Here is a 26,777-nt window from a genome sequence, read left to right as displayed (position 1 = left end):
TCCTTTTAGAGCTCTGGCTCTTGGGCATACAGCCCAAGGGCCAGAGCTTTTTTGCGTTGGGGTAGGGTCAGGGGGCATCGTTGGCTCATTTCCTACTGGAGGCCCCCGGGTGGAGGTCCAGGAGACCCGTGTTCAGACAGACCGGGTGCTCACCATCCCGAACATCCTCAGCATGGCGCGTCTCGTCGGCGTGCCCCTGTTTCTGTGGCTGATCCTCCGGCCTGAGTTCGGAGGCCCGCAGAGCGACGGCTGGGCCCTCCTCGTGCTGGCTTTCAGCGGGGTCAGCGACTATCTGGACGGCAAGCTCGCGCGACGCTGGAACCAGATCAGCAGCCTCGGCCGGCTCCTCGACCCGGCAGCCGACCGGCTCTACATCCTCTCGACCCTGGTCGGCCTCACCTGGCGGGAGATTCTCCCGCTGTGGTTGACGGCCGTACTTCTTGCGCGAGAGCTGGTTCTGCTGGTGATGGTGGGCATCCTCAGACGACACGGCTATCCGCCGCCCCAGGTGAACTTCCTCGGGAAGGCCGCCACGTTCAACCTGATGTACGCCTTCCCGCTGCTCCTGCTCAGTGACGGAAGTGGGTGGTTGGCGTCACTGGCTGCTATTTTCGGATGGGCGTTCGCAGGATGGGGTACAACCCTGTACTGGTGGGCAGGAGTCCTGTACGTGGTACAGGTCCGCCGCCTCGTTCGTGCGGATGCTGTGGCCGACTGACCTCGCCGATTGGCAGCAGCAGTGGCTCGATGGCCTGCGGCGTGAATCTGCGGGACAATCTGGACGGGTGAAGTCGGCTAGACCGTCGTCTCTTTAGGAGGACGCTTCCGACATGAAGGCCGTCGTGATGGCCGGAGGCGAAGGCACGCGCCTTCGCCCTATGACCTCGAGCATGCCCAAGCCGCTCCTGCCGGTGGCCAACCGGCCGATCATGGAGCACGTTCTGAGGCTGCTCAAAAGGCATGGGCTCAATGAGACCGTCGTAACTGTTCAGTTCCTGGCATCGCTCGTCAAGAACTACTTCGGTGACGGCGAAGAGCTCGGAATGGAGCTCAGCTATGCCAACGAGGAGAAGCCACTCGGTACCGCCGGAAGCGTCAAGAACGCGGAGGAGGCGTTGAAGGACGACGCCTTCCTCGTCATTTCCGGTGACGCCCTGACCGACTTCGACCTCACCGAGCTCATCAACTTCCACAAGGAAAAGGGGGCGCTGGTCACCGTCTGCCTGACGCGCGTGCCGAATCCGCTGGAATTCGGCATCACGATCGTCGACGAAGAGGGCAAGGTCGAGCGCTTCCTGGAGAAGCCGACCTGGGGCCAGGTCTTCTCGGACACGGTGAACACCGGTATCTACGTCATGGAGCCCGAGGTCTTCGACTATGTCGAGGCCGACGTGCCCGTCGACTGGTCCGGTGACGTCTTCCCGCAGCTGATGAAGGAGGGCAAGCCGGTCTACGGCTTCATCGCCGAGGGCTACTGGGAGGACGTGGGCACGCACGAGAGCTATGTGAAGGCCCAGGCGGACGTCCTGGAGGGCAAGGTCGACGTCGAGATCGACGGCTTCGAGATCTCGCCGGGCGTGTGGGTCGCGGAAGGGGCAGAAGTGCACCCGGACGCCGAGCTCCGCGGACCGCTCTACATCGGCGACTACGCGAAGGTCGAGGCCGGCGCGGAAATCCGCGAACACTCGGTCATCGGGTCCAACGTCGTCGTGAAGAGCGGTGCCTTCCTGCACAAAGCCGTCGTTCACGACAACGTGTACGTCGGTGAGCACAGCAATCTGCGTGGTTGCGTCGTGGGCAAGAACACCGACGTCATGCGGGCCGCCCGGATCGAGGACGGCGCCGTCATCGGCGACGAGTGCCTGATCGGTGAAGAATCGATCGTGCAGGGCAATGTGCGGGTCTATCCCTTCAAGACCATCGAAGCCGGTGCGTTCGTCAACACCTCGGTGATCTGGGAGTCCCGTGGGCAGGCCCACCTCTTCGGCGCACGTGGGGTGTCCGGCATCCTGAACGTCGAGATCACGCCGGAGCTGGCCGTGCGCCTCGCCGGCGCGTACGCCACGACGCTGAAGAAGGGGTCCACCGTCACCACGGCCCGTGACCACTCCCGTGGCGCCCGTGCGCTCAAGCGGGCCGTGATCTCGGCGCTTCAGGCCAGTGCCATCGACGTACGGGACCTGGAGAACGTCCCGCTGCCCGTGGCGCGGCAGCAGACCGCGCGCGGGAGCGCCGGCGGGATCATGATCCGGACCTCGCCCGGTGTGCCGGACTCCGTCGACATCATGTTCTTCGACGGCCAGGGCGCCGATCTGTCGCAGGGCAGTCAGCGAAAGCTGGACCGGGTGTTCGCTCGTCAGGAGTACCGACGCGCGTTCCCGGGAGAGATCGGGGACCTGCACTTCCCGGCCAGCGTCTTCGACTCGTACACCGGATCGCTGCTGCGGAACGTGGACACGACCGGGATCGCGGAATCCGGCTTGAAGGTCGTCGTGGACGCCTCCAACGGCAGCGCCGGACTGGTGCTGCCGAGCCTCCTCGGCAAGCTCGGCGTGGACTCGCTCACGATCAATCCCGGTCTGAACGAGGCTCGGCCGACGGAGACAGGCGACCAGCGGCGGTCCGGAATGGTGCGGCTCGGGGAGATCGTGGCCTCCTCGCGTGCCGCGTTCGGCGTGCGCTTCGACCCGGTGGGTGAGCGGCTCTCCCTCGTCGACGAGAAGGGGCGCATCATCGAGGACGACCGCGCGCTACTGGTGCTGCTCGACCTGGTGGCCGCCGAGCGGCGCAGCGGACGGGTCGCCCTGCCGGTGACGACGACGCGGATCGCCGAGCAGGTCGCGGCCTATCACGGTACCCAGGTCGAGTGGACGACGACCTCGCCCGACGACCTCACCCGGGTCGGGCGGGACGAGACCACCATTTTCGGCGGCGACGGCAAGGGCGGGTTCATCGTCCCGGAGTTCAGCAGTGTCTTCGACGGCACGGCGGCTTTCGTGCGGCTGATCGGGCTCGTGGCCCGGACGCAGCTCACCCTGAGCCAGATCGACGCGCGCATCCCCCGGGCGCACGTCCTGAAGCGGGATCTCGCGACCCCGTGGGCCGTCAAGGGGCTTGTGATGCGCAGGGTCGTCGAAGCGGCCGGAGATCGCTTCGTGGACATCACGGACGGGGTGCGCGTGGTGGAGACCGACGGACGCTGGGTGATGGTGCTGCCCGATCCGGCGGAGGCCGTCACTCATCTGTGGGCCGAGGGGCCGGACGACGCGTCCGCGCAGGCCCTGCTCGACGAGTGGGCGGCGGTCGTGGACAGCGCCGGCCGCTGAACCGTCCGCGCACGCGCGTGCCGGACGCGTGTCCCCGAGGGGGCCCGTCCGGCACGCGCGTGGGGCCGTTCGGAGGTACTGGACGCGACGTGCGACGATGTGCGGCATGCCGCAGCCGCCCCCCGTTCGGAGCACACCCGCGCGCGTGTCGCGCCCGGACGCGTCCATGTCGCTGCTCACCAACGTCATGGATCACAGCCTCGACGACGGTTACGCCGAGGCGGCCGCACGGAAGCGGACCGACGGCGCGGGGGGCATGCCCAGGACGGTGGGGGCGAAGCTAGTCCTGGCCGCGGGCCTGGTGCTTGCTGCTCTGGTGGTCACCGTCGGTGCGGTGCAGGCGCGGGTCGCCGCTCCCGTCGTCGCCAAGGAGCGCGAGGAGCTGATCGACCGCATCGACCGCGAGACCGATGCGGCCGACACGCTCGAGGGCACGGTCGACAAGCTGCGCGACGACGTGAGCACCCGGCAGCGGGAGGCGCTCGAACACAGCGGCGGCGGCAAGCGCACGGATCTGGTAGGAATCCTGGCCGGCGCGGTCGAGGTCCACGGACCTGGCGTGAAACTGGTGGTGGACGACGCCAAGGAGGCCACCTCGGGCGTCGGCAACGGTCCGCGTGAGACCGCGGGTTTCTCTGACACCGGCCGTGTCCGGGACCGCGACATGCAGCGGGTGGTCAACGGCCTGTGGGCGTCGGGCGCCGAGGCCGTCTCGATCAACGGACAGCGGCTGACGGCGCTGTCGGCGATCAGAGCCGCGGGTCAGGCGATACTGGTCGACAACAAGCCGCTGGTGCCGCCGTACACGGTGCTGGCGGTGGGGGACGGGAAGAACCTGAGCACGAGGTTCCAGGACAGCGCGGACGGGCTGTATCTGAACGCTCTGCAGGAGAACTACGGCATCCGGACGGCCATCTCCGTGGTGGACGACGTCCGGCTGCCCGCCGCACCGAGTGTGATCGTACGTACAGCACAGCCGAGAACTGAGAAGGACGCATCGTGATCGCCGTACTGGGCCTCGTCGTGGGAGTCGTGGCCGGACTGTTGGTCCAGCCCGAGGTCCCGGCGGCCGTCGTGCCGTATCTGCCGATCGCCGTGGTGGCGGCGCTGGACGCCGTGTTCGGCGGCTTGCGGGCCATGCTCGACGGCATCTTCGACGACAAGGTGTTCGTGGTGTCGTTCCTGTCGAACGTGGTGGTGGCCGCGTTGATCGTCTTCCTGGGCGACGAGTTGGGCGTGGGGTCGCAGCTGTCCACCGGTGTGGTGGTCGTCCTCGGAATCCGGATCTTCTCCAATGCCGCGGCGATCCGCCGGCACGTGTTCCGGGCGTGACGGCCATGGGCAACCAGGACGAGAACGACGAGACGCCCGAGTACCGGCTGCGCAAGGAGCTGCCCGAGGAGGTCCCCGCGGCCGAGCCCGCGGACGACGCGGCCGCGGAGCCGGCCGAGCCCGCGTCGACCGGTCGGCAGCGGCTGGTCCAGGGGCTCTGGCCGCCGCGGGTCACCCGGGCCCAACTCATCGTCGCCGTGCTGCTGTTCGGTCTCGGCTTCGGGCTGGCCGTCCAGGTCGCGTCCAACAGCGACAGCGGGAACGCCCTGCGCGGCGCGCGTCAAGAAGATCTTGTTCGTATTCTCGATGAACTCGGCGACCGCAGTCAGCGTCTTGAGGACGAGAAGCAGGGTCTCGAGAAGCAGCGGCAGGAGTTGGAGAACAGCTCCGACCAGGCGGAAGAGGCCCGCAAGCAGACAGTCGAGAAGGAGAGGCAACTCGGCATCCTGGCGGGCACGGTCGCCGCGCAGGGGCCGGGCATCACGATGACCATCGAGGACACGAAGGGGACGGTCGAGGCGGACATGCTGCTCGACGCGATCCAGGAGCTGCGCGCGGCCGGGGCCGAGGCGATCCAGGTGAACGGCGTGCGGGTGGTGGCCGGGACGTTCCTGACGGAATCCGGGAAGGGCGTGAGCGTTGACGGGAACAAGATCAACACGCCTTTTCGTTTCAAGGTCATCGGCAACCCGCAGGATCTCGAGCCGGCGCTGAACATCCCGGGAGGCGTGGTGCAGACTCTGGAGAAGGAGCAGGCCACGGTGACCGTCGAGCGGTCCGGCAAGATCGTCGTGGACGCCTTGCGAGCGGCGAAGCGGCCTGACTACGCTCGGTCGTCGGACCGGTGAACCGGAAGTGCTTGGCGGGCGTCCGGCAGGGGCATGAGGTTGCGGGGGGTCGACGCACCGATCGGGTGGTGCGTGGTGGAAACTGTCTGGTGGGCACGGACGTTGTGAAGGTGTCCGGGTCGACCGGTGTAATCAGTCAGGGTTCGTCCTGCCCCACGGGCGGGTCTGTTTCGGTCAAGGGGAATCGCCCGTGAAGTTGTTTGCGAAGTTGTTCGGCAAGAGCGCGCGAGAGGGCAACGCCAACGCGACGGCTCGTCATCGCGCACAGCCCGACGCGGAAGGTGAGCGGCCGCTGTTCAGGGACCAGGTGGGTGGTCCGGGCGGCGACGTTTCCGGTGGTCAGGGCGCGGCGTCTGTTGACCCTGCACAGTCCGGCGGCATAGGTTTCGGCCAACCGTCAACCTCAAGTGCGGGTGGAGGGTTTTCCCCTATGTCAGCCCTGGTGTGTACGAGGTGCGGTAACCGCAACGCGGAGAACAGCCGTTTCTGCTCCAACTGCGGTGCGCCGCTTCGTCCCGGGCTGGTGCCCGAGCGTGCGTCGGAGACGACCTCCACGATCTCCATTTCCGGCCTTGAGGCCTACGACGCGGAGGTGACCGGCCAGACGCAGTTGCCGGCGCTGTCTCCCGAGGCGCAGGCCGCGGTGGACGCGCTGCCGCTGGGTTCCGCGCTGCTGGTGGTGCGACGTGGCCCGAACTCGGGCAGCCGCTTCCTGCTGGACGGCGATCTGACCACGGCCGGTCGTCACCCGCAGAGCGACATCTTCCTGGACGACGTGACGGTCTCGCGTCGGCACGTGGAGTTCCGCCGCAACCCCGACGGCACGTTCAGGGTCGCGGACGTCGGCAGCCTGAACGGCACCTACGTCAACCGTGAGCGGATCGACGAGGTCGCTCTGTCGAACGGTGACGAGGTGCAGATCGGAAAGTACCGGCTGGTCTTCTACGCGAGCCAGCAGGGCTACTGACCCGCCCCCGGGCTCTGCCCGGGGGGATTCCCCAGGGAAGGTCCATGCTTCGAACACCGAGGGGCGGTGCCGGACACGGCACCGCCGCCGCGGACGGTGGCCCGATGAGCATCGGCGCGGTGCTGAACGCGTTGCGCGACGAGTTTCCCGAAGTGACCATCTCCAAGATCCGTTTCCTGGAGTCGGAAGGGCTCGTCGAGCCGCAGCGGACCCCGTCGGGGTACCGCAAGTTCAGCACACGGGACGTCGAACGTCTCGGCCACGTGCTGAGGATGCAACGGGACCACTATCTGCCGCTCAAGGTCATCCGTGAGCATCTGGACGCCATGGAGCGGGGCGAGGCCGCGCCGCTGCCGACCGTGGGCCGGCAGCGGGACGGCGAGGCCGTGCTGGAGCCCTCGGAAGGCCCCACGGTCGCCCGGATCGGTCGTGCCGAGCTGTTGGCGGCCGCGGGCATCGGTGAGCGCGAACTCGAGGAGTGGGAGTCGTACGGGCTTGTCGTGCCGCTGGAAGGCGGGGTGTACGACGCCGAGGCCGCCACGGTGGCCGCGCTCGTCGCCGAGCTGGGCCGGTTCGGGATCGAGCCGAGGCATCTGCGGGTGATGAAGGCCGCCGCCGACCGCGAGGCGGGACTCGTGGACCAGGTGGTGGCTCCGCTGAAGCGGCACCGCAATCCGCAGACCAGGGCCCTCGCGGAGGCCCGTACCAAGGAGATCGCGGGGCTCACGGTGCGGCTGCACGCGGCGTTGGTGCAGACCGCGCTCGGGGTGCGGCTGCCCTGAGCGGGCGGTTGCGGCGAGGGGGGATCGGTCACCCGTTCCCGGCCCGACTACCCAAACGTCCCGGGCACGGCCTAGGGTTGCTGTGTGAACGAGCTCGATGTCGTAGGTGTCCGGGTCGAGATGCCCTCCAACCAACCGATCGTGCTGCTGCGCGAAGTGGGAGGCGACCGCTACCTTCCCATCTGGATCGGACCGGGCGAGGCGACGGCGATCGCCTTCGCCCAGCAGGGCATGGCTCCCGCGCGGCCGCTGACTCACGATCTGTTCAAGGACGTGCTGGAGGCCGTCGGTCAGGAGCTCACGGAAGTGCGCATCACGGATCTGCGGGAGGGCGTCTTCTACGCGGAGCTGGTCTTCGCCAGCGGGGTCGAGGTGAGTGCGCGTCCGTCCGACGCCATAGCGCTGGCGCTGCGCACCGGAACGCCGATCTACGGCAGCGACACGGTGCTTGACGACGCGGGGATCGCCATCCCGGACGAGCAGGAGGACGAGGTGGAGAAGTTCCGCGAGTTCCTCGACCAGATCTCGCCCGAGGACTTCGGCACCAGCAACCAGTAGTCGGCGCAGACACGAGAAGAGGGCGTCCCGTACCGGGGCGCCCGCTCCGTTTCCGGCAAATGCCGGGGGCCACTGAGAGCGTCCTACAGCTCGTTCTCAGCGCATTCGGCTAGCCTTTCCCCGCGGTGGGGCACGGGAAACCACTCCTAGGGTGATTATCACTCGGCGTGCCGAGTGTGGCGATCGTTGACGCACCCCTGGTGACTGCCTACCGTCGAGAAGGCAGTCAAGGACGGAGGTCGGCGTGAGAAGCAGCGGCGACGGTACGGCTGGGGGTGCCCCCGGACTCGGTGTCGGGGGAAGCGGTCCGTACCCTCCCCCAAGCTCTCGGTTGCGCCCGGGCGGGGGATACCCGCACCAGGGCGATGCGGCCGGTCACGCCCCGCAGCGACCGGCGGCCGTGCCGAGCAGCGGAGGGGCGACGTCCATGGCGTGCGAGCAGATCGGCTATCGCGGTCCGACGGCCTGTGCGGCCGCGGGCATCACCTACCGGCAACTGGACTACTGGGCCCGCACCGGGCTCGTCGAGCCGAGCGTGCGGCCCGCGCACGGTTCCGGCACCCAGCGGCTGTACAGCTTCCGGGACGTCGTCGTCCTGAAGATCGTCAAGCGGTTCCTCGACACCGGGGTGTCGCTGCAGAACATCCGCGGCGCCGTCCAGCATCTGCGCGAGCGCGGGTTCAGCGACCTGGAGCGCATGACGCTGATGAGCGACGGCGCCACGGTGTACGAGTGCACGTCGCCGGACGAGGTCCACGCCCTGCTCCAGGGCGGGCAGGGTGTCTTCGGCATCGCCGTGGGCGTGGTGTGGCGGGACGTGGAGAGCGCGCTGTCGCAGCTGCACGGGGAGCGTGTGGACACCGGGGAGACGCTGGTCGGGCACAACCCGGCGGACGAGCTGGCGCGTCGGCGCAACCGGGCGGTCTGACGCCCTTCCCGGGCGTCGGCAGCGACGGTGGAACGCCGTTGTCAGTGGTGTGGTGCAGCATCGGACGTGTGAGAAACGCGCCCACGATCCTGCATCTCGACATGGATGCCTTCTTCGCCCAGGCGGAGCAGGCGTCCAAGCCGAGTCTGCGCGGGAAAGCCGTGGTCGTGGGTGGTCTCGGGCCGCGCGGGGTGGTGGCCACCGCCTCCTACGAGGCGCGTGTCTTCGGGGTGCACTCGGCGATGCCGATGGCCCAGGCGCGCCGCCTGGCCCCCAACGCCGCCTATCTCGTTCCGCGCTTCGCGTTCTACCGGTCGATCAGCGACCAGGTGATGGGGCTGCTGCGGGCGCTTTCGCCGTTGGTCGAGCCGCTGAGCCTGGACGAGGCGTTCGTGGACCTGGAGGCCGGGGAGGCGGCCTGGGACAGCGAGTCGGCCCGGCTGGCCGGCATCCGGCTGCGCGGGGACATACGGGCGGTGACCGGCCTGACGGGCTCGGTGGGCCTGGCCTGCTGCAAGATGCTCGCGAAGATCGCGTCGGAGCAGGCGAAGCCCGACGGACTGGTGCTGATCGAGCCGGGCACCGAGCGGGCGATGCTCGGGCCGATGTCGGTGCGCACGCTGCCGGGCGTCGGCCCGGCCACGGGGGACCATCTCCGGCGCGCCGGGATCACCACGGTCGACGAGATCGCCGAGGCCGGTGAGGACGAGCTGGTGCGGCTGGTGGGAAAGGCCCACGGGCACGCCCTGTACGCCATGGCGCTCGCGAGGGACGACCGGCCTGTGGTGGCCGAGCGCGAGACGAAGTCCGTGTCGGTCGAGGACACCTATGACGTGGACATCCATGACCGGGTGCGGGTCGAGCTGGAGGTGCGGCGGCTCGCGGACCGGTGTGTGCGCAGGCTGCGGCAGGCGGCTCTGTCCGGGCGGACGATCGTGCTGAAGGTGCGGCGCTACGACTTCTCCACGCTCACCCGGTCCGAGACGCTGCGGGGGCCGACCGACGATCCCGCGGTGATCCGGGAAGCGGCGGCCCGGCTGCTGGACGCCGTGGACACGACCGGTGGGGTGCGGCTGCTGGGCGTCGGCGTCAGCGGTCTGGCCGACTTCACCCAGGAGGACCTGTTCGCCCAGGCCGCGGAGAAGCGCTCGGCCGGATCCGAGGAGGAGCCGGTGGGCGAGCCCGTCGTCGAGGCGCCGGCGCCGGTTGAGCGCCAGTGGCGGCCCGGGCACGAAGTGCGCCATGCCGAGCTGGGGCACGGGTGGGTGCAGGGCAGCGGCCTCGGCCGGGTGACGGTGCGTTTCGAGACGCCCGAGTCGGAGCCGGGGCGGGTGCGGACGTTCCGGACCGACGATCCGGGGCTGGAGCCGGCGGATCCGCTGCCGCTGGTGCGGCGAAGACCTGACGCGGGCGACGGGCCGGCGACGGCGACCGGCGTCACGGGTCCGGACATCGGCCTCACGGGATGGCGATCCGGGAAATCCGGGAACTCCCGGTGAAGCCGGTCAGTTACATAGAGTGAGATGGGTGGAGCAGCCCGGAAGGCGTGCGGGCTGTGCCGTGGGATTCGGAAGTGACGGCGATGCCTGGCGGGGCGGGCCGACAGCGGAGGGGGAGCTGGATGAACGTCGACGCAGACCGGTTCGCGGAGCGGGTCGGAGTCTCACCGGAGCGGGCGGCCGAGATGAACTCGGTGATGGACCGGGTCACCCGGTGGGCCGCCGACCGGAGCGACGTGGCGGGGTTGCTGCTCGTCGGGTCCTGCGCGCGGGGGGAGGCGCGGCCCGACTCGGACGTCGATCTCCTGCTGCTGTCCACGGCTCACGACCGGTACGCGGCCGACGAGACCTGGCTGCGGGAGCTGTCCCTGGGAGAGGTGGTGCGGGTCCGGGCCTGGGGGCCGCTCACCGAATGGCGGCACGTCACCGCGTCGGGCCTGGAGGTGGAGATGTGCGTCGGATCCACTGCCTGGGCGGGGACGGATCCGGTCGACGCCGGCACGCGAAGAGTCGTCACGGACGGAGCCCGGCCGCTGCACGACCCGTCCGGGATTCTGGGGGCGCTGATACGGGCCTGCGCCTGAGGGCTCAGCCGTCGTCCGTGCCCGCCAGCCGGCCGAAGTCGTGGTCGGGGAGCGGGGGAGGGACGCCCAGGTCGAGACCGTAGTGGTGGTAGAGCTGGAGTTCCTGCTCCGGAGAGAGGTGGCGGCCCACGCCGAAGTCCGGGGCGTCCTTGATCAGTGCCCGGTCGAAGGGGATGCGCAGGGCGCCCTCGACCAGCTCACTGGGCTCCAGGGGCACGAAGGCGTCGCGGGAGAACAGGCCCGTGCGTATGGCCGCCCACTCCGGAACGCCGGTCGCGTCGTCCAGGTAGACCTCGTCGACGGTGCCGATCTTGGTGCCATTGCGGTCGAACGCCTTGCGGCCGATCAGGTTGCGCGGATCGATGTCGGTCTGCACGGGCCCTCCACTGGGTCGCAACTCATCCGTTAGCACTACAAAAGAGCACAATGGGATCGGCGGCCACTCGAGAGGGTGATGTTGACCTCGCTGGTAGTCTGACAACGGCTGCTGACCCCGTGCGGGAGAGTCCTCCGACCACCGTCGGAGGCGCCGAAGGAGCAAATCCTCCCCGGAATCTCTCAGGCCCACGTACCGCACGGACGAGGTCACTCTGGAAAGCAGAGCGGGTACCGACGGCGTCGACGGTCTCCGCTCTCACCGACGGTGAAAGCCGGGCGTCCTTCGGGCGGCCGGTGAAGCTCTCAGGTTGAGATGACAGAGGGGGAGGCCGTCCGGGTACCCGCGCCATGGTGACCCACGAAGGTCGTGTCAGACCAGGAGGCCTCCGTAATGACCGCCCATCGCATTCCACTCTCCGAACTCGAGCAGGGAATCCCCTTCGAGCAGCGCCATGTCGGACCCGATCACGAGGCGCAGGCCAAGATGCTCGCGCACGTGGGCTACGGCTCGCTCGACGAGCTCACGGCCGCCGCGGTCCCGGACGTGATCAAGAACGCCGACGCGCTGGACCTGCCGGGCGCGCGCACCGAGGCCGAGGTGCTGGCCGAGCTGCGCTCGCTGGCCGATCGCAACCAGGTCCTCGACTCGATGATCGGGCTCGGCTACTACGGCACGTTCACGCCGCCCGTCGTCCTGCGCAACGTCATGGAGAACCCTGCCTGGTACACGGCCTACACGCCGTACCAGCCGGAGATCTCGCAGGGCCGGCTGGAGGCGCTGCTGAACTTCCAGACCATGGTCGCCGACCTGACGGGTCTGCCGACCTCCGGTGCGTCGCTGCTGGACGAGGGCACGGCCGCCGCCGAGGCGATGGCTCTTTCGCTTCGGATGGGGAAGAACAAGAAGGGCCTCTTCCTCGTCGACGCGGATGCGCTGCCGCAGACCATCGCCGTGATCGAGACCCGTGCCGAGCCGACCGGCGTGGAGGTCGTCGTCGCCGACCTGAGCGACGGCATCCCGGCGGAGATCGCCGAGCGCGAGATCAACGGCGTGCTGGTGCAGTATCCCGGGGCCTCGGGCGCCGTACGTGATCTCAGGGCGCTCGTCGACCAGGCGCACGGGCTCGGTGCGCTCGTCACGGTCGCGGCGGACCTGCTCGCGCTGACGCTGCTGAAGTCGCCGGGCGAGCTGGGGGCCGACATCGCCGTCGGCACCACCCAGCGGTTCGGCGTGCCGATGGGCTTCGGCGGGCCGCACGCCGGCTACATGGCCGTCCATGAGAAGTTCGCCCGCAGCCTGCCCGGTCGGCTCGTGGGCGTGTCCGTGGACGCGGACGGGCACAAGGCCTACCGGCTCGCGCTGCAGACGCGTGAGCAGCACATCCGGCGGGAGAAGGCCACCAGCAACATCTGCACGGCGCAGGTGCTGCTCGCGGTGATGGCCGGGATGTACGCGGTCTACCACGGGCCCGACGGGCTGCGGGCCATCGCCCGGCGCACGCACCGGTACGCCACCGTCCTGGCCGCCGGGCTGCGCGCCGGCGGGGTGGAGGTCGTGCACGGCTCCTACTTCGACACGCTGACCGTGCGGGTGCCGGCGAAGGCCGCCGAGGTCGTCGCCGGCGCGCGCGAGCGCGGGGTGAACCTGCATCTCGTCGACGCCGACCACGTGTCGGTCTCCTGTGACGAGACCACCGCGCGGGCCCAGGTGGCAGCGGTGTGGGCCGCGTTCGGCGTCGACGGCGACATCGAGGCGCTCGACGCGGCGACCGAGGACGCCCTGCCCGCCGGCCTGCTGCGGTCCGACGCGATCCTGACGCATCCCGTCTTCCACCAGTACCGCTCCGAGACCGCGATGCTGCGCTACCTGCGCCGCCTCGCCGACCGGGACTACGCGCTCGACCGGGGCATGATCCCGTTGGGCTCGTGCACCATGAAGCTCAACGCGACCACGGAGATGGAGCCGGTCACCTGGCCCGAGTTCGGGCAGATGCACCCCTTCGCGCCGGCCGAGCAGGCGCAGGGCTATCTGACGCTCATCGGTGAGCTGGAGGACCGGCTCGCCGAGGTCACCGGGTACGACAAGGTGTCCCTGCAGCCGAACGCCGGGTCGCAGGGCGAGCTGGCCGGGCTGCTCGCCGTGCGCGGGTACCACAGGGGCAACGGGGACGAGCAGCGCACGGTGTGCCTGATCCCGTCCTCCGCGCACGGGACCAACGCGGCCAGTGCCGTGATGGCGGGCATGAAGGTCGTCGTCGTGAAGACCGCCGAGGACGGCGAGATCGACGTCGAGGACCTCCGCGCGAAGATCGAGAAGCACCGGGACGAGCTCGCGGTGCTGATGATCACCTACCCGTCGACGCACGGGGTGTTCGAGGAGCACGTCGCCGACATCTGCGCCCAGGTGCACGAGGCCGGCGGCCAGGTGTACGTCGACGGCGCGAACCTCAACGCGCTGGTCGGCCTGGCCAAGCCGGGACACTTCGGCGGGGACGTCTCCCACCTGAACCTGCACAAGACGTTCTGCATCCCGCACGGCGGCGGCGGTCCGGGCGTCGGCCCGGTCGCCGTACGGTCCCACCTCGCGCCCTATCTGCCCAACCACCCGTTGCAGCCCGCTGCCGGACCGGAGACCGGTGTGGGGCCGATCTCGGCGGCTCCCTGGGGTTCCGCGGGGATCCTGCCGATCTCCTGGGCCTATGTGCGGCTCATGGGCGGCGAGGGCCTCAAGCGGGCCACCCAGGTGGCGGTGCTCAGCGCCAACTACATCGCCAAGCGGCTGGAGCCGCACTACCCGGTGCTCTACAACGGGCCGGGCGGACTGGTCGCGCACGAGTGCATCATCGACCTGCGGCCGCTGACGAAGGCGACCGGCGTGAGCGTGGACGACGTCGCCAAGCGGCTGATCGACTACGGGTTCCACGCGCCGACGATGTCGTTCCCGGTGGCCGGGACGCTGATGATCGAGCCGACCGAGTCCGAGGACCTGATCGAGCTGGACCGGTTCTGCGACGCGATGATCGCGATCCGCGCGGAGATCGAGAAGGTCGGCTCGGGCGAGTGGCCGGCCGAGGACAACCCGCTCCACCATGCCCCGCACACCGCGGCGGCCCTCGGCGGGGAGTGGGAGCACGCGTACACACGTGAGGAGGCCGTCTTCCCGGCCGGGGTGTCGGCCGACGACAAGTACTGGCCGCCGGTGCGCCGGATCGACCAGGCCTTCGGCGACCGGAACCTGGTCTGCTCGTGCCCGCCGCTGGACGCGTACGAGGACTGAGCGAGCGTGACGACCGCAGGGCCCCTCCGTCGGGGGGCCCTGCGGTCGTTTCCGGGGCCGGTGGCCTGGTCCGTCCGCGAGCGGGATCCCGCCCGGCTCGTGAGTCACGGGGCCTGCGGATGTCGTCCCACGGTTCCCGTGCCCGGAGGGGCGGCCGTCTGCCCCGGGGCGGTGCGAAGGCGTCCTTGCCCTGACCGGTGGGCGGGCGGTCCTGCTCCGCGGGCGCGGTCCCGCGCGCTCTAAGCCGTCGCCACGGCCACCTCCGTCGCCTTGATCAGCGCCACGACGTCGGAGCCCACGAAGAGCCCCAGATCGACCGCCGCCTCCTTGGTGATCACCGCGGTGAGCTGGCCGCCGTCCAGGGTGATCTTCACCGAGGCCATGACCTCGCCGATCGTGAGGCCCGTGATCGTGCCGGGGAGCCGGTTGCGGATCGAGAGTCCGGCGACCTGGCCGGCGGCCAGGGCCACCTCCGTCGACTTCACCAGGGCGTGCACGGCGGTGCCCGGGGCGAGACCGAGCTGGTTCGCGGCCTCCAGGGTGATGGCCGCCATGATGTCCTGGCCCCCGTCGAGGCGGATCCTGACGGTGGCCATGACCTCGCCGGTCTGGACGGCGATCACGGTGCCGGGGAGTTGGTTGCGGATGCTCAGGGTCATGAGCGTCACGGTAGGGCCCGCGGTGGCTTATGTCTGGTATATGGGCTTCTGTGCCGTGGTCGCTCCCGGTCCGGGCGGGTGCCTGCGGGCCGGTCCGCACGGGGGCGGTGCCGACGGTCGACGTACCGGTTCATCGAATTCTCGGGTCGTCCGCTCCGGGCGTCAGCCGGTGTGGACGCGGGGGCGGCGGGTGCGGTCGGGTTCCGCCTCGCGCAGCACCTCCCGGGTGACCGGGGCGACCTCGCCCTGGCCGAAGAGGAAGAACCGCAGGAAGTTCGCGAACGGATTGCCCTCGGTCCACTCGAAGTAGATGTGCGGGATGCACCCGGTGGTGTCACGGGTGTGCAGCAGCAGCGCGGCGAGGGCGTTGGAGATGGAGGAGGACTCCAGGGTCAGGACGCGGTAGCGGCCGTGCAGGACCTCGCCGCGGACGGTCAGGCCCGCCTCGAACTCGGACGGGTCCACGACGGTGACCTCGACGAAGACGAAGTCCTCGCCGGGGATGTCGTTGTCCTGGCGGATCTGCTCGATCTTGTCGCGGTACTCGGCCTTGTCGCGCTGGTCGGGCTCGTTGGCGATGAACCGTATCTTGCGGCTGGCCATGTCCCGGATGAAACGTTCCGCCATGTCGTCCAGCGTCACCCCGGTCACGCGGAGCTCGAAGGCGCGGGCCAGCCGGGACAGGAGGGAGACGAGGATGATGCCGGCGATGAAGCAGGCGCCGATCTTCACGCCGTCGGGGCGCTCGATGACGTTCACGACGGTGACGTAGAGCAGGACCGCCGAGACGACGGCGAAACCGGCCGTCCAGCCCCGCTGCCCGGCCCGGCGGGCCGCGATGGTCACCGCGATCGCGGCCGAGGACATCAGGACCAGGACGCCGGTGGCGTAGGCGCCGCCCTGGGCGTCGACGTCGGCGTCGAAGATCCAGGTGACCAGGAAGGCGATCAGGGTGAACACGATGACCATCGGGCGGACGGCGCGGGCCCAGTGCGGGGCCATGCCGTAGCGGGGGAGGTAGCGGGGCATCAGGTTGAGCAGCCCGGCCATCGCGGAGGCGCCGGCGAACCAGAGGATGGCGATCGTCGAGGCGTCGTAGACCGTGCCGAAGGCGTTGCCCAGGTACTCGTGGGAAAGGTAGGCGAGGGCGCGTCCGTTGGCCTTGCCGCCGGGCTCGAACTCCTTCTCCGGGATCAGCACCGTGGTGATGAAGCTGGTGGCGATCAGGAAGACGCTCATGATCAGGGCGGCCGTCGTCAGCAGCTTCTTCGTGTCCCGGATACGGCCCCGGGGGTTCTCCGCCGTGTCGTCGGGGTCGCCCTGGACGTGGGGCATGACCGCGACGCCGGTCTCGAAGCCGGACAGGCCGAGGGCGAGTTTGGGGAAGACCAGCAGGGAGACGCCGATCATCGCGAAGACGTTGCCGTGCTCGGCGGTCAGGGCGCCGGCCCAGTCGGTGACCACATGGCCCTCGGTGAGCACGTGCCACAGGCCGACGGCGACGACGACGGCGTTAAGGGCGAGGTAGACCGCCACCAGGGCGACGGCGACGCCGACGGCCTCCAGGAAGCCCTTGAGGAACACCGCGCCGAGCAGGGCCACCAGGACGAGGGTGATCACCATCTGCCGGTCGTGCAGGGCGGCGGTCAGGTGCGGGTTCTCGACGAGGTGGGTCGAGGCGTCGGCCGCGGACAGGGTGATGGTGATCAGGAAGTCGGTGGCGGCGAAACCCAGCAGGGTCAGCACGAACAGCTTGCCCTTCCAGAAGGACAGCAGCCGCTCCAGCATCGCGATCGAGCCCTCGCCGTGCGGGCTCTCCTCGGCCACCCGCCGGTAGACGGGCAGGGCGCCCGCCAGGGTGACGACCACCAGCACGACGGTGGCCACGGGGGAGAGCAGGCCGGCCGCGAGAGCGGCGATGCCCGGCTGGTACCCGAGGGTCGAGAAGTAGTCGACGCCCGTCAGGCACATGACCCGGTACCAGCGCTGTCCCTGGAGGTCGGGACGTGCCTCTGACCCGGTGTCCGACTCCTGAGAGCCGTGTCCCCTGCCCATGTCGGACAGGCCCTGCAGCATCCAGGCGCGCAGACGGCCGGGCGGAGGGGGATGTTCGGCGGTGGCCATCGGCGTGCTCCAGAGGTGCGGCTCGGCGTGTGGTTTCGGCCATCACGCGGACGGCGGCATCAGCGTAAGCGGAGAGTGACGCTCGGGCCCGCGGATGGGGGACCGGAGGGCGTCAAGCTTCCGTTAAGACTGGCCGAGGGCCGGTCGGGACCGGTAGCCGGAACACTCAGCGTCACGCCGCGTGGGGAGCGGATCCGGCCGGTCGGGCTTTCGATGGTGCCCCGCCTTCGTAATGTTCGCCGAAGAACCCGAATGTTTCGATGTGATCAAGGCCCGCGTCTGGCCTTCTTCTTTGAACTGACCCCCGGATTGCCTGTGTTCAAGGGGTTGCCACCCGTCGGAGGGTATCTCTAGGGTGCGGCAGCAGCGAAGCTTTCTGGATCTGGTTCGAAACTTTCGATCTATCAAGGAGCGCATGATGGGCGACCCGGCACTCTCCCGCCGCGGCTTCCTGGCGGCCTCCGCCGCGGCCGGTCTCAGCATGACGGCACTGAGCGCCTGCGGCGGCGACTCGGACGGAGGGTCGTCGGGGACGACCACCATCGAGTGGTGGAACATCTCCACCACTCAGCCGACGAAGGACGTCTGGGCGGCGCTGGCCAAGCAGTTCGAGGCGCAGAACCCCAAGGTCAAGGTGAAGATCGTTCAGCTGGAGAACGACGCCTACAAGTCGAAGATGACGGCGCTGACCGCATCCGGGAAGCTCCCCGACATCTTTCACACCTGGGGCGGCGGCGTCCTGCGGCAGCAGGTCGACGCCGGGCTCGTCGAGGACCTCACCGACCGGACGAAGGACTGGTCCGAGGGCCTGCTGTCGGTGGCCCGGCAGCCGTATCTGATCGACGACAAGGCGTACGGCATCCCGTTCGACATCGGCATGATCGGATTCTGGTACAACAAGGCGCTCTTCAAGCAGGCCGGCGTCGCCGGACCCCCCACCACCTGGAGCGGCTTCCTCGACGCCGTGCGCAAGCTGAAGGCCGCCGGGATCACCCCGCTCGCCCTGGCCGGCAAGGAGAAGTGGCCGGGCATGTACTACTGGGCGTATCTCGCGATGCGCACCGCGGGCGTCGACGCCCTGCGCAAGGCGGGCGACGACAAGGACTTCACCGGGGACGGGTTCGTCCAGGCCGGACAGCACCTGCAGGACCTCGTCGACCTGCAGCCGTTCCAGAAGGGCTACCTCGGCGCCGCCTACTCCAGCCCCACGGGTCAGGCCGCCGCCGTCGGCAACGGCAAGGCGGCGATGGAACTCATGGGCCAGTGGGCGCCGGTCGTGGAGGCCGACGCGGGCAAGGGGCTCGGCGCGAACCTCGGCTTCTTCCCGTTCCCGGCGGTCGACGGCGGCAAGGGCGTGATCACCGAGGTGTTCGGCGGAGGAGGCGGGCACGCGCTGCGCAAGGACGCCCCGCAGGCGGCCGTCGACTTCCTGAAGTTCTTCGCCTCCGCCGCCACGGACACCACCCTGGTCAAGAAGACCGGCACGCTGCCCGTCGTCCCGGCCGCGGAGAGCGCCCTCACCGACCCCAACATCAAGGCCGTGCAGGCGCAGTTGAAGGGCGCCACCGGCTTCCAGCTCTACCTGGACCAGGCGTACGCGCCCGCACTCGGCCAGGAGGTCAACGACAGCGTCGCCGCCCTGATCGCCGGTTCGAAGTCGCCTCAGCAGGTCGCCCAGTCGATCACCAAGGTCGCGAAGGAAGAGCAGTAGTCGGCGATGACCTCCACCTTCCTCCCGGACAAGCGCAGCGGTCCGGACATCACACCCGCGCATCCCGTCGCCGCCGCGGGCCGGGGACGGGCGCGGCGGCGGGCGCTGCACTGGCTCACCGCCGTCGCCTTCCAGGCGCCCGCGCTGGTGCTGTTCGGCACGCTGGTGCTGCTGCCCATGCTGTTCGCGCTCTACGCCGCGTTCTTCCGCTGGGGCGGCTTCGGCATGCCCGAGGACTTCGTCGGCGGCGACAACTTCACCCGTCTCTTCCAGGACCCGGTGTTCCTCGGCGACCTGTGGCGCTGCCTGCTCCTGGTGGGCCTCTCGCTCGCCCTGCAACTGCCGTTCGCGCTCGCCCTGGCCGTCGCGCTCAACCAGCGCATCCGCGGCCGGGCCGTGTACCGGATGCTGTTCTTCGCGCCGTACATCCTCTCCGAGGCGATCACCGGCGTGCTGTTCAGCATGATCTTCGCCCCGGACGACGGCCTCGCCGACCACGTGCTGGGGGCGGTCGGTCTGGACGGGGTCGGCGGGCAGTGGTTCGCCGATCCCTCCACCGTGATGGCCACCCTCTTCCTGGTCATGACATGGAAGTACTTCGGCTTCCACATGATGCTCTACCTGGCCGGACTCCAGTCCGTCCCGGCCGAGTTGACCGAGGCGGCCCTGATCGACGGGGCGGGCCCCTGGCAGCGCTTCCGCAACGTCACCCTGCCGCTGCTCGCGCCGACCCTGCGCATCAGCGTGTTCCTGTCCGTCATCGGCGCGATCCAGCTCTTCGACCTGGTGTGGGTCATCACCGCGGGCGGGCCCGACCACCACTCCGAGACCATGGCCGTGACCATGTTCCAGTACGGCTTCAAGCGGTACCAGGTCGGATACGCCAGCGCGATCAGCGTGGCGATGTTCGGCATCTGCCTCGTCTTCGCCCTCGCCTACCAGCGGTTCGTGCTCCGCCGCGACCTCCAGGGCGCCACCACGACCATGCGAGGAGGCGGCTCGTGAGCGTCGTCAAGACCGGTCCCGCCGCCCGCGGGGCCGACCGGGGCTCCCGCCGGAGCGACCGCAGCGCCCGCGGGGGCGGCCGGGCCGGGCGGACCCTTCCGCTGCACCTGGTGCTCGTGATCGCCGGCGCGGTGATGGCCGTACCGCTCGTCTACGCCGTGCTGTCCGGCTTCAAGTCCACCGACCAGCTCTCCCGCAACCCCATCGGCCTGCCCGACCCGTGGGTCCCCTCCAACTACACCGACATCCTGGGCTCCGGCTCGTTCTGGCGGCTGGTCGGCAGCAGCACCCTCATCGCGGTGGGGACGACCGTGGTGGTCGTCGCGGTGTCGGCGCTGGCCGCGTTCTCCTTCGCCCGGTTCGCCTTCCGCGGGCGCGAGGTGCTGTTCACCCTGTTCACGATGGGGCTGATGTTCCCGTTCGCGGTGGCGGCGCTGCCCCTGTTCCTGCTGTTGCGCTCCATCGGCCTGCTGGACAACCCGCTCGGCGTGATCCTGCCGCAGGCGGCGTTCGGACTGCCGGTGACCATCGTCATCCTGCGCGGCTTCTTCCGGGAGATCCCGGCCGAGCTGGAGGAGGCGGCCACCCTGGACGGCTGCGGGCCCTTCGGCTTCTTCTGGCGGGTCCTGCTGCCCATGGCCAGGCCGGCCCTCGGCACGGTGTCCGTGCTCGCCGTCGTCGGCAGCTGGAACAACTTCCTCCTGCCGCTGCTGGTCTTCAACGAGCCCACCTGGTGGACCGTCCCGATCGGCGTGCAGCAGTTCCAGGGCCAGTACTCCGCCGAGTACGCGCGCGTGTTCGCCTACCTCGTCCTCGCCATGGTCCCGGCCCTGGCCTTCTACTCCGTCGCCGAGCGTCAGCTCGTCGGCGGTCTCGCCGCCGGCGCCACCAAGGGGTGACGCGCGCCCGCGGACCGTACGGCTCACACCCACCCGACGTGAGGAGTCGCACCATGCCCAGCACCGTCCGTACCCGGCTCAGACTCGCCGGAGCTCTCGCCGCCGTCCTCGTCGCCGCCGGGATCGTCACCGGACCGGCCGCCCAGGCGCACGAGCGACCGGGGCCCGGAAATCCCCGGGCCACCCTCGCCGAACTCGCCCATCGCCACGGCCGGTACTTCGGCAGCGCCACGGACAACCCCGAACTGACCGACGCCGCCTACACGAAGATCCTCGGCCGCGAGTTCGACATGATCACCCCCGGCAACGGCATGAAGTGGTACGCCACCGAGCCGCAGCAGGGCGTCTTCGACTGGACGGCGGGCGACGAGATCGTCGCTCTCGCGCGCGAGCACCGCCAGAAGGTCCGCGCGCACACCCTCGTCTGGCACAGCCAGCTGCCCGACTGGATCACCGGCCGGGAGTGGACGCCCGACGAGCTGCGCGCCGTCCTGAAGAAGCACATCCAGACGGAGGTGCGCCACTACCGCGGCAAGGTCTACTCCTGGGACGTCGTCAACGAGGCGTTCAACGAGGACGGGACCTACCGGGAGACCGTGTTCTACAAGACCCTCGGCCCCGGATACATCGCCGACGCCCTGCGGTGGGCCCATGAGGCCGACCCGAAGGCGAAGCTCTACCTCAACGACTACAACATCGAGGCCGTCGGCCCCAAGAGCGACGCCTACTACGCCCTGGCCAAGGAGCTGAAGGCCGGGCGCGTCCCGCTCGACGGCATCGGCCTGCAGGCCCATCTCGCCCTGCAGTACGGCTATCCGACGACACTGCAGGACAACCTCCGCCGTTTCGCCCGGCTGGGCCTGGACACGGCGCTCACCGAGGTCGACGTGCGGATGCCGCTGCCCGCGACCGACGAGAAGCTGGCCCAGCAGGCCGACTGGTACCGGGATCTGACCGAGGCGTGTCTCACGGTGCGGCGCTGCGTCGGCGTCACCGTCTGGGACTACACCGACAAGTACTCCTGGATCCCTGCGGTGTTCCCCGGTCAGGGAGCCGCACTGCCCTGGGACGAGCAGCTGGCGCCCAAGCCGGCCTACCGGGCGATCCGCGAGGCCCTCAGCTAGGGCCCGCCCGGCGGACCGGGTCGGAGGCGGGCGACGGCAGCCGACCGCGCGGCGGCGCGGTGCTCGACCGCACCACCAGCTCCGTGCCGAGTTCCACCCGCGGCGAGTCCGGGCGCTCGCCGCGGGCCAGGCCGAGGACCGTGCGGGCGGCGAGCTTGCCCATGTCGGCCAGGGGCTGGCGGACGGTCGTCAACGGCGGGGCCGACCAGCGCACTTCCGGCAGGTCGTCGAACCCGACCACGCTCATGTCCTCCGGCGCGCGCAGGCCGCGCCGGCGCAGCGCCTCGATCGCGCCGAGCGCCGTCTGGTCGCTCGCCGCGAACACGGCGGTGGGCGGTTCGGGCAGGTCGAGCAGGGCGGTGCAGCCGGTGAAGCCCGATTCGGGACGGAAGTCCCCGGGGACGACGAGGGTTTCGTCGACGGCGAGGCCCGCCGCTTCCAGGGCCGCGCGGTAGCCGTCGAATCGGGCCCGGGAGCACAGCAGCCTGGGCGGGCCCGCGATCAGGCCGATCCGGCGGTGGCCCAGAGCCAGCAGGTGCTCGGTGGCCGCGAGGCCGCCGGACCAGTTGGCCGCGCCGATGGTCGGGGTGTCGTCGGCCGGTGAGCCCGTCGGGTCGACGACGACCAGTGGGACGCCCAGGATGCGCAACTGCTCGTGCAGGGTGGGTTCCAGCGCCGAGGTGACGAGGATGACGCCGTCGGAGGCGCGTGAGCGCAGGTTGCGCATCCACTCACGGGCGTCGCCCGAGCGGCCGTGGATCGCCGAGACCACCGTGCCCGCACCGGCCGCGTGGGCGACCTCCTCGACGCCTCGGATGATCTCCACCGCCCAGGGGCTGTCGAGATCGTTGAAGACCAGGTCGAGCAGCGTGGCGCGGGCCGGGGAGGCGGTGGGGCGCTTGCGGTAGCCGTGCAGGCGCAGGAGGTCCTCGACCTTGGCCCGGGTCCGCGGGGAGACGTCGGAACGGCCGTTGACTACGCGGGACACGGTCGGCACCGAGACGCCGGCCCGGCGGGCGATCTCCGTGATCGTGATTCTGCCCCCGGACGCGGGCGCCCTGTCCTGTGTCGTCACTTCCCCCACCTCCGTCACTCCGTTCCGGTCGCCGCGCCGAAACTTCCAGGAGTCTTCCGGAAGGTGCGCCGCCGTGGGAAGACGTCCGGGGCGACGGTCGAGGGGGACCTGCGAGGAGACGTCCGAGGAATGCCCGAGGCGACGCCGGGGGAACGCCCGGGGGTGTCATGGGGGTGCGTGTCAGCCCGAAGCCGGGCTACTACGGGGAGTGATCGGTGCCGGACACGCGTCGGGGCCGGTGCGCAGAAGTGTCTGCGGCCGGCCCCACAGGTCTCCGGACGGCGGTCCCGCGCCGTCCGGGCAGGCTCTAGGCGGCGGTCACTACCCGGTGGGGGGCGATGACCCGGCCGTCCGGCAGGAGCTCACCGGTGTCCTCGAAGAGCAGGACGCCGTTGCACAGCAGGCTCCAGCCCTGTTCCGGGTGGTGCGCCACGAGACGGGCGGACTCCCGGTCGGCTGAGGTCGCTGTCGGGCACGGCGGCTGGTGCTGGCACATGGATGGGAACTTCCGCTCTGGCGTGATGAGTGAGATGGCTGTCGTGTCGGTCGTGTCTGTCCCGCGGCTTGAAGTGTCGTTCATGGCCGCCCCCCGTTGTGATACGTCGTCGGAACCCAGTGTTGCCCTACGGAGGTCGTTCCGCAGGGATTTGGCGGCACCGCTTCTCACAGGTTCATGACGCGTCACCCACGCGGGCGGTTCATCCCCACCGCACTGTCACTTCGGATGGTTCCCGGTGGCCGGATAGGGCTAGTCACCTCGGGCCGCCCGGCGTTCTCCGCCTTCGGCGATCTCCGGCCGCGGCGGTCTTCCGCCGGCCGGCGGCGCCCGGCACTGCCGTACCCCGCCGCCGGGGCCGCGGCGACGGGGTACGGGGCGAGGGGTGGGCGGGGTGCGCGGACCGGTCGGACCGGTCAGGCGGAGCAGGCGGGTCGTTCCGATCGAACGGGTCAGGCGGGCGAGCCGAGGAGCGGCGGAGGCGCCGGAGTCACCCGGAGGGTCAGCACCGGGAGCAGTTCGGCGACGCGGTGCGGGCGATGGGCGGCGATCCCGGGGGGCGCCGGGGCGAGCGGCACCAGCAGATCGCTCGGATCGGGGTGTCCCGTGGTGCCGTCCGAGGCGCAGTCGCCGTGCAGCCAGAGCGTCAGCATGTAGAGCCCGGGCACCGACAGCAGGCGCGCCTGGTACGACTGGGCCGCGGTCTCGGCCTGACGCAGGGCGCGTTCGGTGGAGGCGATGTAGGGGCCCTCGAAGAAGTGCGAGAACGCCCAGCCGTCGGGGGTGAGCCGGGTCTCGGCGGCGGCCACGGCGCGCTCGTCGCAGCGGATCAGGAAGCGCCAGCCGGCCAGCCGGGTCTCGGCCACGCCTTCCGCGCTGATCGCGTCCAGGACGTGCAGGGGCAGCGGATGGTCCGGGACGGCCTCCTGCTGGGCGGTGCGCAGGGCGGGCGTACGAGCCTCGCGGACCGCGGTGGGGGAACCGAGTGCCGTGAGGACGGAGCGCAGGGCGGGCGCGGGAGCCGGGGGGACATGCAAAGGCATGGTGGGTCGCCTCTCATTCGACAGGCACGGTGGCGCGAGGGCAGGGGCGGACGGCGCTGTCAGCTAGCTCTCGGGGGGTCGGAGAGGCGGGGGCCGGGTCTGGGGGCTCGGGTGCGCGAGCGGCCTGCCGTCACCTCGACGACAGGCTCCTTCGACTGTGGGCGCCAACCTTCTCTGCCTTGTTCGCGGAGTTTATACGACATGTGTTCAGACTGTGTTTCGTCTAGTCGATCCGCGGTTACCCGGCAAGGGTTCATTCGGTCGGCGATACGTGTGAATCATCCCGATTCACCGAGGGGCGCGCCGCGATGACCTCGGGTTATGCAGGCCTAGCGGTCGGCCCATTCTCGTCGGCGTTTTTCACGAGGCCTTGATTCGGGAAAGGCCCCGTGCCGCATGCCCGGCGAATGTGCCAACGGAACGCCGCGGGCGGCTTTCGGTCAGCGTAGCGGGTGCCGTGGGCGGCCGGGGACGTTATCGATCGACCGGGCTGGGCATCATCCTTCCTGTCGGGAACACCCGGCGGCCGGGGCAGCCGGACCGCCGCACGAGGAGGGACGCTTCGATGGGCGAGAAGGTCGTGGCAGGCGCATTCGACCTGTCCGATCGTCAGCACTACCGGGACAAGCTCCGACGGTGTCTGACGGGGCTCGAGCGGCTCCTGGCCCAGAAGCGCTTCGACCGCCCCAAGAACCTCATGGGCCTTGAGATCGAACTGAATCTCACGGGTGCCGACGGCCAGCCGAAAATGTTGAATGGCGAGGTACTGGAGAGGATCGCGAGTCGCGATTTCCAAACAGAACTCGCCATGTTCAACCTGGAAGTCAACATAGCCCCACACCGATTGGGTGACCGGGTATTCGACAGGCTCGCAGAGGAAATCACCACGTCGCTGGCATATGCCCACCGAAAGGCGGGCGAGGTCGACGCCGGAATCGTGATGATCGGCATTCTGCCGACGCTCGACCGGGACGACCTGGTGTCGACCAACCTCTCCGACGTCGACCGCTACACGCTGCTCAACGACCAGATCGTAGCCGCGCGCGGTGAGGACTTCACCCTGGAGATCGACGGGGTCGAGCGGCTGTCGTGCACCGCGAAGTCGATCGTGCCCGAGGCGGCCTGCACCTCCGTGCAACTGCACCTCCAGGTCACGCCGGCCCGCTTCCCCGCGGTGTGGAACGCCGCCCAGGCGGTCACCGCCGCGCAGATCGCCGTCGGCGCCAACTCGCCCTTCCTGTTCGGTCACGAGCTGTGGCGGGAGTCGCGTCCCCCGCTGTTCCAGCAGGCCACCGACACCCGGCCGCCGGAGCTCCAGGCGCAGGGCGTGCGGCCGCGGACGTGGTTCGGGGAACGGTGGATCAGCTCGGCCCACGAGCTGTTCGAGGAGAACCTGCGCTATTTCCCGCCGCTGCTGCCGATCTGCGACGAGGAGGACCCGCTGGAGGTCCTGGACGCGGGCGGGGTGCCCTCGCTCGCCGAACTCGTGCTGCACAACGGCACGGTCTACCGCTGGAACCGGCCCGTCTACGGCATCGCCGACGGCGTTCCGCACCTGCGGGTGGAGAACCGCGTGCTGCCCGCCGGGCCGACCGTGACCGACGTGATCGCCAACGCGGCCTTCTACTACGGCCTCGTGCGGTCGCTGGCCGAGGAGTCCCGGCCGGTGTGGTCCCGGCTGCCGTTCGAGACGGCGGCCGCCAACTTCGAGGCGGCCTGCCGGGACGGGATCGACGCGCGGCTGCAGTGGCCCCGGCGGGGGCGGCTGGGCGGCCTGGTCGAGGTGGACGCGGTGAGTCTCGTCCGGGACGAGCTGCTGCCGCTGGCGGAGGCGGGACTGGACGCGTGGGGCGTGGAGCCCGCCGACCGCGACCTGTATCTCGGGGTCATCGACGAGCGCTGCCGACGGCGGGTCAACGGGGCTACCTGGCAGGTGGCGACGTTCCACCGGGCGCTGGAGGCGGGGCTGTCGCGCGACGCGGCGCTGGCCGCCACCACGCGGCGCTACGCGGAACTGATGCGCCTCGGCGAGCCCGTGCACACCTGGCCCGTGGGCCTGCCCGAGCCGGCCGCCCTGGGGTGAGGCCGGGACGTCGGCGGGACGGGTACGGGCGGACGCTCGCACCCGGGCGCGGCTGACCGCGCTGCTCCCGCCGCGCCTG

23 protein-coding genes and 1 riboswitch are annotated in these 26,777 nt (G+C 70.0%); of the genes, 17 read left to right on the top strand and 6 right to left on the bottom strand.

Annotation, left to right across the window (positions count from 1 at the left end):
* The first annotated feature begins 109 nt into the window (after nt 1-109).
* The 11 genes from clsA (at nt 110) to Sri02f_RS11385 (ending at nt 10,824) form a co-directional block, all read left to right on the top strand.
* The gene (gene clsA / locus Sri02f_RS11435; RefSeq protein ID WP_109000976.1) at nt 110-718 is read left to right on the top strand and encodes a cardiolipin synthase ClsA; all 609 of its coding nucleotides are present in this window, start codon (nt 110-112) and stop codon (nt 716-718) included.
* Nucleotides 719-830: 112 nt separating this feature from the next.
* Nucleotides 831-3,326, top strand: a complete 2,496-nt coding sequence (locus Sri02f_RS11430) for a mannose-1-phosphate guanyltransferase (protein WP_109000975.1) — start codon at nt 831-833, stop codon at nt 3,324-3,326.
* A gap of 166 nt (nt 3,327-3,492) precedes the next feature.
* A complete protein-coding gene (locus tag Sri02f_RS11425; protein ID WP_167467529.1) occupies nt 3,493-4,329 on the top strand; it encodes a DUF881 domain-containing protein in 837 nt (278 codons plus the stop codon).
* Nucleotides 4,326-4,658 carry a small basic family protein gene (locus Sri02f_RS11420; RefSeq protein WP_020133151.1) on the top strand — a complete coding sequence of 111 codons (333 nt, stop codon included), beginning with the start codon at nt 4,326-4,328 and terminating at the stop codon, nt 4,656-4,658. The genes Sri02f_RS11425 and Sri02f_RS11420 overlap by 4 nt, the downstream gene beginning before the upstream one ends.
* A gap of 5 nt (nt 4,659-4,663) precedes the next feature.
* Nucleotides 4,664-5,506 (top strand): DUF881 domain-containing protein, encoded by an 843-nt coding sequence (locus Sri02f_RS11415; RefSeq protein WP_109000973.1) that lies wholly within the window; start codon nt 4,664-4,666, stop codon nt 5,504-5,506.
* A 190-nt stretch (nt 5,507-5,696) separates the two neighbouring features.
* Complete coding sequence (locus tag Sri02f_RS11410) at nt 5,697-6,473, top strand: zinc-ribbon and FHA domain-containing protein (RefSeq protein WP_245970593.1); 777 nt, start codon at nt 5,697-5,699, stop codon at nt 6,471-6,473.
* Nucleotides 6,474-6,517: 44 nt separating this feature from the next.
* Entirely contained in the window at nt 6,518-7,255 is a 738-nt protein-coding gene (gene ftsR, locus Sri02f_RS11405) for a transcriptional regulator FtsR (RefSeq protein WP_109000971.1), read from the top strand.
* Nucleotides 7,256-7,339: 84 nt separating this feature from the next.
* A complete protein-coding gene (locus tag Sri02f_RS11400; RefSeq protein WP_004934251.1) occupies nt 7,340-7,813 on the top strand; it encodes a bifunctional nuclease family protein in 474 nt (157 codons plus the stop codon).
* Nucleotides 7,814-8,057: 244 nt separating this feature from the next.
* Nucleotides 8,058-8,741 (top strand): MerR family transcriptional regulator, encoded by a 684-nt coding sequence (locus Sri02f_RS11395; RefSeq protein WP_174855626.1) that lies wholly within the window; start codon nt 8,058-8,060, stop codon nt 8,739-8,741.
* Nucleotides 8,742-8,809: 68 nt separating this feature from the next.
* Nucleotides 8,810-10,240 carry a DNA polymerase IV gene (locus Sri02f_RS11390; protein WP_174855625.1) on the top strand — a complete coding sequence of 477 codons (1,431 nt, stop codon included), beginning with the start codon at nt 8,810-8,812 and terminating at the stop codon, nt 10,238-10,240.
* Nucleotides 10,241-10,362: 122 nt separating this feature from the next.
* Nucleotides 10,363-10,824 carry a nucleotidyltransferase domain-containing protein gene (locus Sri02f_RS11385; RefSeq protein ID WP_109000969.1) on the top strand — a complete coding sequence of 154 codons (462 nt, stop codon included), beginning with the start codon at nt 10,363-10,365 and terminating at the stop codon, nt 10,822-10,824.
* A 4-nt stretch (nt 10,825-10,828) separates the two neighbouring features.
* Here the strand turns inward: Sri02f_RS11385 and Sri02f_RS11380 are convergent, their stop codons facing one another.
* The gene (locus Sri02f_RS11380) at nt 10,829-11,200 is read right to left on the bottom strand and encodes a PRC-barrel domain-containing protein (protein WP_174855624.1); all 372 of its coding nucleotides are present in this window, start codon (nt 11,198-11,200) and stop codon (nt 10,829-10,831) included.
* A 112-nt stretch (nt 11,201-11,312) separates the two neighbouring features.
* A riboswitch (glycine riboswitch) is annotated at nt 11,313-11,408 on the top strand.
* 185 nt (nt 11,409-11,593) lie between these two features.
* On the opposite strand from Sri02f_RS11380, the gene gcvP reads away from it, so the two are divergent.
* Complete coding sequence (gene gcvP, locus Sri02f_RS11375; RefSeq protein ID WP_109000967.1) at nt 11,594-14,479, top strand: aminomethyl-transferring glycine dehydrogenase; 2,886 nt, start codon at nt 11,594-11,596, stop codon at nt 14,477-14,479.
* 239 nt (nt 14,480-14,718) lie between these two features.
* On the opposite strand, the gene Sri02f_RS11370 is transcribed toward gcvP, so the two are convergent.
* Complete coding sequence (locus Sri02f_RS11370; RefSeq protein WP_109000966.1) at nt 14,719-15,138, bottom strand: TOBE domain-containing protein; 420 nt, start codon at nt 15,136-15,138, stop codon at nt 14,719-14,721.
* Nucleotides 15,139-15,300: 162 nt separating this feature from the next.
* Entirely contained in the window at nt 15,301-17,262 is a 1,962-nt protein-coding gene (locus Sri02f_RS11365) for an APC family permease (RefSeq protein WP_109000965.1), read from the bottom strand.
* Between the two features lie 418 nt (nt 17,263-17,680).
* Between Sri02f_RS11365 and Sri02f_RS11360 the strand changes: the two genes are divergently transcribed.
* The 4 genes from Sri02f_RS11360 (at nt 17,681) to Sri02f_RS11345 (ending at nt 22,001) form a co-directional block, all read left to right on the top strand.
* Nucleotides 17,681-18,973 carry an extracellular solute-binding protein gene (locus tag Sri02f_RS11360; RefSeq protein WP_109000964.1) on the top strand — a complete coding sequence of 431 codons (1,293 nt, stop codon included), beginning with the start codon at nt 17,681-17,683 and terminating at the stop codon, nt 18,971-18,973.
* Between the two features lie 6 nt (nt 18,974-18,979).
* Nucleotides 18,980-19,978, top strand: a complete 999-nt coding sequence (locus Sri02f_RS11355; RefSeq protein WP_109000963.1) for a carbohydrate ABC transporter permease — start codon at nt 18,980-18,982, stop codon at nt 19,976-19,978.
* Nucleotides 19,979-20,112: 134 nt separating this feature from the next.
* Entirely contained in the window at nt 20,113-20,877 is a 765-nt protein-coding gene (locus Sri02f_RS11350) for a carbohydrate ABC transporter permease (RefSeq protein WP_245970598.1), read from the top strand.
* A gap of 53 nt (nt 20,878-20,930) precedes the next feature.
* Complete coding sequence (locus Sri02f_RS11345; protein WP_109000962.1) at nt 20,931-22,001, top strand: endo-1,4-beta-xylanase; 1,071 nt, start codon at nt 20,931-20,933, stop codon at nt 21,999-22,001.
* Here the strand turns inward: Sri02f_RS11345 and Sri02f_RS11340 are convergent.
* From Sri02f_RS11340 to Sri02f_RS11330, 3 genes are all read right to left on the bottom strand, one after another.
* The gene (locus tag Sri02f_RS11340) at nt 21,994-23,076 is read right to left on the bottom strand and encodes a LacI family DNA-binding transcriptional regulator (protein ID WP_109000961.1); all 1,083 of its coding nucleotides are present in this window, start codon (nt 23,074-23,076) and stop codon (nt 21,994-21,996) included. The two genes, Sri02f_RS11345 and Sri02f_RS11340, sit on opposite strands and share 8 nt — an antisense overlap.
* 307 nt (nt 23,077-23,383) lie before the next feature.
* Nucleotides 23,384-23,572 carry a DUF5999 family protein gene (locus Sri02f_RS11335; RefSeq protein WP_057580598.1) on the bottom strand — a complete coding sequence of 63 codons (189 nt, stop codon included), beginning with the start codon at nt 23,570-23,572 and terminating at the stop codon, nt 23,384-23,386.
* Nucleotides 23,573-24,024: 452 nt separating this feature from the next.
* Entirely contained in the window at nt 24,025-24,615 is a 591-nt protein-coding gene (locus tag Sri02f_RS11330; protein ID WP_109000960.1) for a hypothetical protein, read from the bottom strand.
* A gap of 565 nt (nt 24,616-25,180) precedes the next feature.
* Here Sri02f_RS11330 and Sri02f_RS11325 point away from each other — a divergent pair.
* The gene (locus Sri02f_RS11325) at nt 25,181-26,698 is read left to right on the top strand and encodes a glutamate-cysteine ligase family protein (protein ID WP_109000959.1); all 1,518 of its coding nucleotides are present in this window, start codon (nt 25,181-25,183) and stop codon (nt 26,696-26,698) included.
* Nucleotides 26,699-26,777 lie beyond the last annotated feature (79 nt).

The organism is Streptomyces rishiriensis (assembly GCF_003112535.1).
Lineage (GTDB): Bacteria > Actinomycetota > Actinomycetes > Streptomycetales > Streptomycetaceae > Streptomyces > Streptomyces rishiriensis.
This window is presented reverse-complemented; position numbering and strand designations above follow the sequence as displayed.

Bases quoted from the DNA above. Each gene is read 5' to 3' on its own strand.
- Sri02f_RS11430 (WP_109000975.1), top strand. From the start codon at position 831: ATGAAGGCCGTCGTGATGGCCGGAGGCGAAGGCACGCGCCTTCGCCCT.
- Sri02f_RS11425 (WP_167467529.1), top strand. From the start codon at position 3,493: ATGTCGCTGCTCACCAACGTCATGGATCACAGCCTCGACGACGGTTAC.
- Sri02f_RS11415 (WP_109000973.1), top strand. From the start codon at position 4,664: ATGGGCAACCAGGACGAGAACGACGAGACGCCCGAGTACCGGCTGCGC.
- ftsR (WP_109000971.1), top strand. From the start codon at position 6,518: ATGCTTCGAACACCGAGGGGCGGTGCCGGACACGGCACCGCCGCCGCG.
- Sri02f_RS11385 (WP_109000969.1), top strand. From the start codon at position 10,363: ATGAACGTCGACGCAGACCGGTTCGCGGAGCGGGTCGGAGTCTCACCG.
- gcvP (WP_109000967.1), top strand. From the start codon at position 11,594: ATGACCGCCCATCGCATTCCACTCTCCGAACTCGAGCAGGGAATCCCC.
- Sri02f_RS11370 (WP_109000966.1), bottom strand. From the start codon at position 15,138: ATGACCCTGAGCATCCGCAACCAACTCCCCGGCACCGTGATCGCCGTC.
- Sri02f_RS11365 (WP_109000965.1), bottom strand. From the start codon at position 17,262: ATGGCCACCGCCGAACATCCCCCTCCGCCCGGCCGTCTGCGCGCCTGG.
- Sri02f_RS11360 (WP_109000964.1), top strand. From the start codon at position 17,681: ATGGGCGACCCGGCACTCTCCCGCCGCGGCTTCCTGGCGGCCTCCGCC.
- Sri02f_RS11355 (WP_109000963.1), top strand. From the start codon at position 18,980: ATGACCTCCACCTTCCTCCCGGACAAGCGCAGCGGTCCGGACATCACA.
- Sri02f_RS11350 (WP_245970598.1), top strand. From the start codon at position 20,113: ATGGCCGTACCGCTCGTCTACGCCGTGCTGTCCGGCTTCAAGTCCACC.
- Sri02f_RS11345 (WP_109000962.1), top strand. From the start codon at position 20,931: ATGCCCAGCACCGTCCGTACCCGGCTCAGACTCGCCGGAGCTCTCGCC.
- Sri02f_RS11335 (WP_057580598.1), bottom strand. From the start codon at position 23,572: ATGTGCCAGCACCAGCCGCCGTGCCCGACAGCGACCTCAGCCGACCGG.
- Sri02f_RS11330 (WP_109000960.1), bottom strand. From the start codon at position 24,615: ATGCCTTTGCATGTCCCCCCGGCTCCCGCGCCCGCCCTGCGCTCCGTC.
- Sri02f_RS11325 (WP_109000959.1), top strand. From the start codon at position 25,181: ATGGGCGAGAAGGTCGTGGCAGGCGCATTCGACCTGTCCGATCGTCAG.